The sequence below is a fragment of the Caballeronia sp. AZ1_KS37 genome (genome assembly GCF_023631165.1).
Classification (GTDB): domain Bacteria; phylum Pseudomonadota; class Gammaproteobacteria; order Burkholderiales; family Burkholderiaceae; genus Caballeronia; species Caballeronia zhejiangensis.
Window position 1 is genome coordinate 1 of record NZ_JALQDP010000051.1, and the last position, 3,273, is coordinate 3,273.

Below are 3,273 nucleotides of genomic sequence, written 5' to 3' on the forward strand. Positions count from 1 at the left end.
TCAAACCGCCCGTCGCACCATCAATTCCTTGATCTTGCCGATCGCCTTGGTCGGGTTGAGCCCCTTCGGGCACACGTCGACGCAATTCATGATCGTGTGGCAACGGAACAGACGATACGGATCTTCCAGGTTATCGAGGCGTTCGCCCGTCGCCTGATCGCGGCTATCCGCGATGAAGCGATACGCCTGCAGCAAGCCCGCCGGTCCCACGAACTTGTCCGGGTTCCACCAGAAGCTCGGGCACGACGTCGAGCAGCTCGCGCACAGAATGCACTCGTACAAGCCATCGAGTTCATCGCGCTCGACGGGCGACTGCAGACGCTCCTTCTCGGGCGGCGGCGTATCGTTGATCAGATACGGCTTGATCGAATGATACTGATTGAAGAACTGCGTGAAATCGCAGATCAGATCGCGCACCACCGGCAGACCCGGCAGCGGACGCAGCACGATCTTCTGCGGCAGTTCGTTCAGATTCGTCAGGCACGCGAGGCCGTTCTTGCCGTTGATGTTCATCGCGTCCGAACCGCACACGCCTTCGCGGCACGAGCGACGGAACGACAGCGTCTCATCGACTTCCTTCAGCTTCACCAGCGCGTCGAGCAGCATGCGTTCATGCGTCAGATCGAGCTCGTAGCTCTGCATGCGCGGCGCCGCATCCTTGTCCGGATCGTAGCGATAGACTTCAAAAATTCTCTTTGCCATTTCGATTTCCTTGCGCTTTCCTTAGAAGGTACGCGCCTTGGGCGGCACCGATTCGACCGTCAGCGGCTTCATCTGCACCGGCTTGTATTCGAGGCGATCGCCTTCGCTGAACCACAGCGTGTGACGCATCCAGTTCTCGTCGTCGCGATGCTCGTAGTCGCTGTGCGCGTGCGCGCCACGGCTTTCCTTGCGCGCTTCGGCGGAGACCATCGTCGCGCGCGCGACTTCGATCAGATTCGCCAGTTCGAGCGCCTCGACCTTCGCGGTGTTGAACACCTTCGACTTGTCCTTCAGATGCACGTGCTTCACGCGCTCGGCGAGTTCGGCGATCTTGCCGACGCCTTCTTCGAGCAGCTTCGACGTGCGGAACACGCCCGCATGCGCCTGCATCGATGCGCGGATGTCGTTGGCGATGTTCTGCGTGTACTCGCCCGACGTCGACTTCTCCAGCACCGCGAGACGTTCCATCGCGAAGTCGGCGGCATCGGCCGGTAGCGGCTTGTGCTCCTTCAATTCCTTCGCGTGCTTGATGATGTGATTGCCCGCCGCGCGGCCGAACACGACGAGATCGAGCAGCGAGTTCGTGCCCAGACGATTCGCGCCATGCACCGACACGCACGAGCATTCGCCAACAGCATAGAAGCCGTTGACCGGATCGTTGTAGCCCTTCGCGGTGCCCACGACCTGACCATGCATGTTCGTCGGAATGCCACCCATCTGATAGTGGATGGTCGGCACGACCGGAATCGGCTCCTTGATGCAATCGACGTTCGCGAACTTCAGCGCAATCTCGCGAATCGACGGCAGACGCTTCATGATCGTCTCGGCGCCGATGTGCGACAGATCGAGCAGCACGTGATCCTTGTTCGGACCGACGCCGCGGCCTTCCTTGATCTCCTGATCCATCGAACGCGAAACGAAGTCGCGCGGCGCGAGATCCTTCAGCGTCGGCGCATAGCGCTCCATGAAGCGATCGCCATTCGAGTTACGCAGAATGCCGCCTTCGCCGCGCACGCCTTCGGTAATCAGCACGCCCGCGCCGGCGACGCCGGTCGGGTGGAACTGCCAGAACTCCATGTCCTGCAGCGCGATGCCCGAACGCGCGGCCATGCCGAGGCCGTCGCCCGTATTGATGAACGCATTCGTCGATGCCGCGAAGATACGGCCCGCGCCGCCCGTGGCGAACAGCGTCGTCTTGCCCTCGAGGATATAGACCTCGCCCGTTTCCATTTCGAGCGCGGTGACGCCGAGCACGTCGCCATCGGCGTCGCGGATCAGATCCAGCGCCATCCATTCGACGAAGAAGTGCGTTTTAGCCGCGACGTTCTGCTGATACAGCGTGTGCAGCAACGCGTGACCGGTACGGTCGGCGGCCGCGCAGGCGCGTTGCACGGGCTTCTCGCCGTAGTTCGCCGTGTGGCCGCCGAACGGACGCTGATAGATCGTGCCATCCGGATTACGGTCGAACGGCATGCCCATGTGTTCCAACTCGTACACGGCGTTGGGCGCTTCGCGGCACATGAACTCGATCGCATCCTGATCGCCGAGCCAGTCGGAGCCCTTGATGGTGTCGTAGAAGTGATAGTGCCAGTTGTCTTCGCTCATGTTGCCGAGCGATGCGCCGATGCCGCCTTGCGCGGCCACCGTATGCGAGCGCGTGGGGAACACTTTCGAGAGCACCGCGACGGACAGACCCGCGCGCGCGAGCTGCAGCGATGCGCGCATGCCCGATCCGCCCGCACCGACGATGACCACGTCAAAGCGACGACGCGGCAGGGAAGTCTTGATTGCAGCCATGTTCTTTAAACTCTCCAGAGAATCTGTGCAGCGTAGCCGGCGCATCCGACGAGCCAGAGGATCGTCAGCACTTGCAAGAGCAGGCGCAGACCCATGGGCTTCACGTAGTCCATCCAGATGTCGCGAATGCCGACCCACGCGTGATAGAAGAGGCAAAGCAAGGCTACGAAAGTCGCAAGCTTCATCCACTGGGTCGCGAAGATGCCCGCCCAGCCTTCGTACGAGAAGTTGTGCGCCGCGAAGAACCAGAAGAGAAGAATGACGGTGTACACGGCCATCACGACCGCGGTGATGCGTTGCGCGAGCCAGTCGCGCAGACCATAGTGCGCGCCGACGACCAGGCGCTTGGGGCCGACCCGATTTTGCGTTGCCATGTTTAGAACACTCCGAAGATCTTGAGAGCCATCGCGAGCGTGAGCAACAGCGAGACGATCAGCACGATGAGCGCGCTTTGCTTGCCGCCTTGCTTGTTCACGCCGACGTGCGTGTCGAGCAGCAAGAAGCGGATACCCGCGCAGAAGTGATGCAGATACGACCACGACAACACGAGCGTGATGATCTTGACGATGGGGTTGGCGAGAAAGCCCTTGAACGCGTCGAACGAGATTTCCGACGTGAGGCTCTGATCGAGCAGATACAGGATGAACGGCAGACACACGAAGAGCAGCAGGCCGCTCACGCGATGCAGGATCGATACCTTGCCCGCCAGCGGCAAGCGATACTTCGCGATCTGACCGATCCCGATGTTCCGGTATTCCGGCCTTGGTTTTTTTA

At 61.1% G+C, this 3,273-nt stretch carries 4 protein-coding genes; all 4 read right to left on the reverse strand.

Annotation, left to right across the window (positions count from 1 at the left end; genetic code table 11):
- Positions 1–702, reverse strand: a complete 702-nt coding sequence (locus tag NCS00_RS33145) for a succinate dehydrogenase iron-sulfur subunit (protein WP_008354056.1) — start codon at positions 700–702, stop codon at positions 1–3.
- 21 nt (positions 703–723) lie between these two features.
- Positions 724–2,499, reverse strand: coding sequence for a succinate dehydrogenase flavoprotein subunit (gene sdhA, locus NCS00_RS33150; RefSeq protein WP_008354057.1), 1,776 nt, complete (start codon positions 2,497–2,499; stop codon positions 724–726).
- A gap of 5 nt (positions 2,500–2,504) precedes the next feature.
- On the reverse strand, positions 2,505–2,873 hold the full coding sequence (gene sdhD, locus NCS00_RS33155) for a succinate dehydrogenase, hydrophobic membrane anchor protein (RefSeq protein ID WP_008354058.1): 369 nt from the start codon (positions 2,871–2,873) through the stop codon (positions 2,505–2,507).
- 2 nt (positions 2,874–2,875) lie between these two features.
- A partial coding sequence (sdhC, locus tag NCS00_RS33160) for a succinate dehydrogenase, cytochrome b556 subunit (RefSeq protein WP_250437927.1) occupies positions 2,876–3,273 on the reverse strand: 398 nt, incomplete at its 5' end.

Bases quoted from the DNA above. Each gene is read 5' to 3' on its own strand.
- sdhA (WP_008354057.1), bottom strand. From the start codon at position 2,499: ATGGCTGCAATCAAGACTTCCCTGCCGCGTCGTCGCTTTGACGTGGTC.
- sdhD (WP_008354058.1), bottom strand. From the start codon at position 2,873: ATGGCAACGCAAAATCGGGTCGGCCCCAAGCGCCTGGTCGTCGGCGCG.
- NCS00_RS33145 (WP_008354056.1), bottom strand. From the start codon at position 702: ATGGCAAAGAGAATTTTTGAAGTCTATCGCTACGATCCGGACAAGGAT.